The 6,439-nt window shown below is 49.6% G+C and carries 8 protein-coding genes; 1 reads left to right on the forward strand and 7 read right to left on the reverse strand.

The window, feature by feature from the left end; all coding sequences use genetic code 11:
* Positions 1-141: 141 nt before the first annotated feature.
* The 7 genes from OEM52_13095 to OEM52_13125 form a co-directional block, all read right to left on the reverse strand.
* Positions 142-1,653, reverse strand: a complete 1,512-nt coding sequence (locus tag OEM52_13095; GenBank protein ID MDK9701073.1) for a 2-oxo acid dehydrogenase subunit E2 — start codon at positions 1,651-1,653, stop codon at positions 142-144.
* Between the two features lie 50 nt (positions 1,654-1,703).
* Positions 1,704-1,961 carry a hypothetical protein gene (locus tag OEM52_13100; GenBank protein MDK9701074.1) on the reverse strand — a complete coding sequence of 86 codons (258 nt, stop codon included), beginning with the start codon at positions 1,959-1,961 and terminating at the stop codon, positions 1,704-1,706.
* An 80-nt stretch (positions 1,962-2,041) separates the two neighbouring features.
* Entirely contained in the window at positions 2,042-3,034 is a 993-nt protein-coding gene (locus OEM52_13105; protein MDK9701075.1) for an alpha-ketoacid dehydrogenase subunit beta, read from the reverse strand.
* A 402-nt stretch (positions 3,035-3,436) separates the two neighbouring features.
* Positions 3,437-3,730 carry a nucleotidyltransferase family protein gene (locus tag OEM52_13110; GenBank protein MDK9701076.1) on the reverse strand — a complete coding sequence of 98 codons (294 nt, stop codon included), beginning with the start codon at positions 3,728-3,730 and terminating at the stop codon, positions 3,437-3,439.
* A gap of 80 nt (positions 3,731-3,810) precedes the next feature.
* Positions 3,811-4,011: a type II toxin-antitoxin system HicA family toxin gene (locus OEM52_13115; GenBank protein ID MDK9701077.1), complete on the reverse strand. Its 201-nt coding sequence runs from the start codon at positions 4,009-4,011 to the stop codon at positions 3,811-3,813.
* A gap of 29 nt (positions 4,012-4,040) precedes the next feature.
* Entirely contained in the window at positions 4,041-4,256 is a 216-nt protein-coding gene (locus tag OEM52_13120; GenBank protein ID MDK9701078.1) for a type II toxin-antitoxin system HicB family antitoxin, read from the reverse strand.
* Positions 4,257-4,277: 21 nt separating this feature from the next.
* On the reverse strand, positions 4,278-5,474 hold the full coding sequence (locus OEM52_13125; protein MDK9701079.1) for a thiamine pyrophosphate-dependent dehydrogenase E1 component subunit alpha: 1,197 nt from the start codon (positions 5,472-5,474) through the stop codon (positions 4,278-4,280).
* A 351-nt stretch (positions 5,475-5,825) separates the two neighbouring features.
* Between OEM52_13125 and OEM52_13130 the strand changes: the two genes are divergently transcribed.
* Positions 5,826-6,439, forward strand: a 614-nt coding sequence (locus OEM52_13130; GenBank protein MDK9701080.1) for a hypothetical protein, incomplete at its 3' end; no start/stop codon positions are given.

The following is a 6,439-nucleotide window of genomic DNA, read 5'->3' on the forward strand; positions in this document are numbered from 1 at the left end:
GTATTGGATATATTTTTCTATAATAATTGATATGTGCTTTCGTTGTAAACACACATCGCTACGGCATGTCCCCCAAGAAAAATGGGCAGACTAATTAGTCTACCCATTCCATCTCATCGATACATCTTTGTCACTGGTTCGTTACAACCCCATCGCTTCCGGATTCAACGATTCGAGCGTCTTTTTAACGAAGCTCAGGAATTTTCCGGCAAGCATGCCATCCACAACCCGGTGATCATACGATAACGTGAGTTGCATGATGCTGCGCACCGAAATTGAGTCGTCCCCATTGGCGTCGGTGGTAACCCAAGCTCGCTTTACGACAGCGCCGGTGCTCAAAATCGCTACCTGCGGCTGGTTGATAATTGGCGCTCCCCAGATATTCCCGAAGACGCCAGCATTCGTAATCGTGAACGTACCGCCTTGTAACTCGTCCGGGGTTATCGTCTTACTACGCGCTTTTGCCGCAAGCAAGGAAATCTGTTTGGCAATCCCGATTACCGACAATTGATCGCAATGCTTCACCACCGGGACGATCAAATCTTTTTCCGTAGCCACCGCGATACCAATGTGATAATCCTTCCGAACGATCACGTCGGTGCCGCGAACGCTCGCATTCACCCACGGATGCTCTTTAAGCGCTGAACAAACCGCATGAGCAACGAACACCGTCGGGGTAATGTTTACGCCTTCACGTTCCTTGATGCGATCCTTATTCGCTTCGCGCCACTTCATGATCCGGGTCATATCGATTTCGATATTGCTGTAGACATGCGGTGCAAAGTGCTTCGAGTACACCATGTGCTCCGCAATCTTCTTGCGGATGTACTCCATCGGCTGTACTTCGACCCGGTCGCCTTCCTTCCAGCTCGCCTGATATTGCGGATAACGCGGCACCATGATGTAACCACTAACATCTCCCGTCGGTACTGCGCTGGCAGTTGCCGGTGGCGGTGGGGGCGTCGTGTATGCCGGAGCGGTTGGTGCCGCAACAACTGCTGGTCGGACAGGAATGTCCGACGTACTGCTCGTACTGCCACGATGCGCCAGATACTGCTCCATATCCTTCTTGGAGACGCGACCTTCAAGGCCCGTTCCGGGAATGCGGGATAACTCATCCATCGATACGTTGTGTTCGCTCGCCATCTTCATCACAACCGGTGAATAGAATCGCTTCCCTTCGATGACGGGTGGCAACGATGCCACTGGCGCTGGTGCGACAGGTGCTGGTGCAGGGGTGGCTGGTTTGCCACCGCGGGAAAACTCTTTCGGCTGCAACCCGCCGCGGTCGGAACCGTCGTGGGGTGACGAACTGCGCGCATCGACTTGCTCCGTCATAACCGGTTCGGGGAAATCCTTCGGTCGTTCGACCTTCTCTTCCTTCGCTGCCGACGCTGGAGCAACTGCTCCCGCTTCGGTCTCGATCCGGGCAATCACGGTTTTAATCGGAACAGTGATATCCTTTTCGACGAGAATCTCGACGAGCGTACCGGTAGCAGGCGACGGTACTTCGAGGGTCGCCTTATCCGTTGCCACTTCGAGAATCGTGACATCACGGGTGACGGTATCCCCGATTTTCGCTTTCCAACTGACGATGGTGCCTTCGGCGATCGATTCGCCCAATTGCGGCATCACCATATCGACTTTTGCCATTATGCGTTTTTCCTAAATCAAATATGGTAAATGGAACATTTGCGAATTAATTAGTCAATCATCCCATCTTCACCGGTGATGGCACGGTCGATTTCGAGTTGAGCGAGCACTTCTTCCAACTGCTTATGCAGCGAGTCGCGATGGCCCTGTTCCTCTTCAACCAAGTCAAGAAACATCTTGCGTTCGGTTTCGGTCTGAGCCCGTTCCGACGCTGTCGTATAGAAATTGACACTGTCTTGTTCGCGCTTCATCGCCATTTCGAGAATTTCGCGCATCGTCGTTAAGTCGCTGATAGAATAGTGCGCCATGCTGCACCCCTTCGTCAAAACTGTTAGTAGCGGCAGTATGCAAACTGCCAAGCGGGTTGTCGGAAACAACTCTGATAAAACTAAAACGCAGCCAATTCACGCAATGCTACGAGAATTTTCTCGGTATTCGGCGAGAAGTATTCTTCCAGTGGCGGCGCATACGGTACCGGGGTATCGATAGCGGCTACCCGCTTGATTGGAGCATCCAACGCATCGAACGCGAATTCGGCGACAATCGCCGCAATTTCTCCACCCATTCCTGCAGTTAGCGTATCTTCGTGAATCGTGCAAAGCCGTCCGGTTTTCCGTACGCTCTTCAGTACTGCTTCGCGGTCAATCGGTAACAGGGTGCGCAAATCGACGATTTCGACTTCGACCCCTTCCTTCGACAACGTTTCCGCCGCTTCGAGCGAGAAGTGTACCATTGATCCATACGTGACAACCGTGATGTCGGAACCTTCGCGTTTGATATCAGCTTTTCCGATTTCTACGATATACTCTTCATCGGGAAGGCGCTCTTTGATCCGGCGATAGAGATATTTATGCTCGAAATAGATCACCGGATTCGGATCGCGCACCGCCGCTTTGATCAACCCGTAGGCGTCGTATGGCGTCGAGGGGGCAACTACCTTCAATCCTGGAGTCTTCACAAACCACATTTCCGGATTCTGGCTATGGAACGGTCCGCCGTGGACACCGCCACCAGAGGGGCAGCGAATGACCATAGGTACCGGAGCACCATACCGGTAGTGCATTTTCGCCGCTTGGTTCACAACTTGGTTAAATCCGGAAGTGATAAAGTCCGAAAACTGCATCTCGACCACCGGAATCATTCCGTTCAAAGCGGAACCGATACCGACGCCAACGATTGCCGATTCCGACAATGGCGTATCGAGAATTCGCTTGTCGCCAAATTTATCAATGAAACCTTTGGTGACTTTGAATGCGCCACCGTAGACTCCGATATCTTCGCCAAGACACCAGACGCGCGAATCGCGCTCCATTTCTTCCCGTAAACCGATGGTGATCGCGTCGATGTAGGTGACTACTTCACCACGTCCCTTGTCCGCCACTATATTCCTCCACACACCTTATGGAATGATTATGCGTGTTGTCTTACTGCTTGCAACAAGCAAGATTTCTTTACTCGTTTTCGTCAACGATCTGTTTCAAGTGTACTAATAGCTGAGGTAGATCATTTCGGATGATTTCGATAAGCTCGTATTCGTCAATATCGTCATACTGATGGACGAACAGGTTTCTTATCGCAACAATTCTTCTCCAATCTACTGCAGGATACTTTGCTCTTACTGCATCTGGAATTTGTCTTGCTGCTTCCCCTAAACTATTACATTTCTTACAATTGCGTCGTATGTCTTCCTGTCATTCGTCAAATCATCGGCGGTCATTTCAAAAGCGTAGTCGATCATTTCGACGACGCTAACGCCATATCTTCCACATAAAGCCGCCAGTCTTTACCCAACTGGGATTTCCTCCGCGAAAATTCGATCACGTATTCGACCTTTGATCGTTCTTCGCGTCACTAAATCCACCTTACAACCAAAAAGTTCCTCAAGAAACAACATCGTCCCCACATGATCCAATAACGAAACACCTGTATCGAATTCTACTGTAAGATCGATATCGCTTTGCTCGGTCGCTTCGTTGCGCGCGACCGAACCGAACAAGGCGAGATACTTTACCCGATACTTCTCCCGAAGTTCTGGCATGTCCTCCCGTAATATTCGTAACGCTTCATCGCGCGTCATTTTTTATCCGATTACAACTGCGGCATGAGTTTACATTGATCTCTAAACCCGTAACCGCCGCAAATTCCATTACATCATTTTTAGAGTTCGTTAAGAACTCGAGCAAATTGTTCAGGTGTAAGTTCAATCTCTCGTAAAATTTCTCTGACTAACGGTCTTGCCAAATCTCTACCTTTATGGTTCGGTACTGTTGTGGTTCGACCGTCGGGATGCCGAAAGAAAACATGACTACCTTTTTGGCGCGTGCTTGAAAATCCTAAAACCAGTAGAACTCTCGCCATCAAAGTATAATCAATCTGTGGCAACCGATTCACACTGGAACCTCAATTTGTTGAATGCCTACAAAATTGGGAAGTGGGTATTCATGACCGGATTCTTCCAAGCAAAGCGCCAACACCTCTTGCAGGTTCCGATTCAACTCGTCGAGCGATTCACCTTGCGTATGAGCGCCGGGAATTCCCGGAATAATGCCGACAAACATCTTTGATTCTTCATCCCATTCGATGTATGCAGTCACTGTACTCATTGCAGTTCCCTCAAGTGAAATTTAAAGCTTCGGTTGTTCGCGGTACTCCGCCCACAGTTGGGGCGTTTCGTCGGCATACACTCCGAGTCCCGCTTCGTATGCCGGTGGCTCCGGTTGCGCTAACGCCCACTCCACCGCTTCGTCGATCTCCGATTCCACCCGGTGATCGATCTTACCGATTTCGTGCTCGGATAAAACTCCCTCATCGAATAACCGCTTTTGGAAACGTAAAATCGGGTCGCGCTGCGCCCACTCCTCGAACATATTCTTCGGAACATAAAACGCATCGTCGTGCGCCGAGTGTCCGTGCATCCTCATCGACATACTCTCGAACAACGCCGGTCCATGTCCTTCGCGAGCGCGCTCCAAGAGGGACTTGGTAACGGAATACACGATTTCGGCGTCGTTGCCGTCGCAGACATATCCCGGTATCCCATAAGCCATAGCGCGGTCGGCGATATGTTCACAATTATACTGCTGACGAGTCGGGGTCGAATAGGCAAACTGGTTGTTCTCGATACAAAGCACTACCGGCGACTTGACGACCGAAGCGAAATTCATCGCTTCGTGGAAATCGCCAATCGAAGCGCCGCCGTCCCCGATATAAGTAAGAACGACCTTTTTCTCACCGCGCATCAGGTACCCGTAACCGATACCGACAGCAACCGGAAGATTTGCACCAAGATGGCTGATCATACAGGTCATCAATTTCTTGAAATCACCCATGTGCATGTTGCCTTCTTTACCACGAGTTGGCGCGGTGACACGGGCGAGGTACTGCGAGAAAATGTTTCGTAACAACTGCCCCTTGGCAATGTGAGCGCCCATATCGCGGTGCATCGGGACCAGATAATCGTCGGGATTCAATGCAAAGGCAGAGCCCACCGAGGTAGCTTCTTGTCCAGCACCGGTGTATACGCCACCAACAATTTTCCCTTGGCGATATAGTTTGATGATACGGTTTTCAGTACCCCGGGTCAGTTTCATTAAAAATAACAATTGGAGCCGCTGTTCATGGCTTAACCGGAACTTGGCAGGCAACACCAGTTCGGTTCCGGGGCGGGCACCGCCGCCCGCAACATGTAAGAGCGCCCCATCACCGACCTTGAGCACCAAATCCTGGCTCGGATCGGGGGTTTTCGTTTGCTTTTTAATCGTTGCCGGTGCGGCTGTACCGCTAATTTTTGCCTTACTGGCTGGTTTTGCCTTCGTGGGCATTGAATCGCTCCAACTTTTATGTCAGTAACAACAGATCACGGTTTCCTAAACCGCGTAAAATCATTTGAATATAGCAGTGAGTCTGAACGCTCGCAACCAAATATCACAATTTTAAGAGGCGAGTATACAGATTCCGGACTGCAAAATCAAGTTAGCTTCTCTTGATACGTAGCTGAAACCCAACTTGTAGATAGATCTGCTTCTAAAGAGTTTCATTTGAGTGCGTCATTTTCGCTTATTTTTGGTTCTTCAGGGAAAAAGAGAAACAATCTCGATTTCTATTGCATTTTAACATAATCCCCAGTATAATGAAGAACATGATTTTCCGGTATCAATGCAAAGGAGGCTACTATGAATACCCGGAGAAGTAATGTTTTACCGCTTTTATACCTATTTACCATGCTTTTCATCGTTGGTTTTTCGGGGCATCCAGTGCAAGCGACCACTTGGATTATCTCGGAGACCTCGCCCACAATCTCACAAATTGTTCAAATTGCTTCCGCTGGGGATACGCTGCTGTTGATGCACGGGACATATTACGATCAAGTGTTCGTTGACCGTCCGTTGACAATAGCAAGTCAATACCTTTTCACCCACGACTCCACCGACGCAATCTCTACAATCATTACGATTCCCGATTCGATTCGCATCGATTCCACACGCTCCCGCTCGCCATTTGAAATTCGCGATGTGAATGCAATCCGGTTCGTCGGTATTACTGTAGAAAATGGATTGGGAACACCGCACATCTTTTATGGAACAACACCGATGATGGCCGGCGGCGCTATCTTTTCATTGAATTCTAACCTAACGCTGCAAAACTGTCGAATACGTACCAGCTCGGCGCAACGTGGGTGTGGTGTGTTGGCATATTGGGGAAACATCAGAATCGAAGACTGTCGATTTGAATTCTGTTGGTATGATGGTCCATGTAGTGGTGGTGGAGCATATTTAAAAGGTGACAT

It is taken from the genome of bacterium (genome assembly GCA_030247525.1).
GTDB lineage: Bacteria > Electryoneota > JAOADG01 > JAOADG01 > JAOADG01 > JAOTSC01.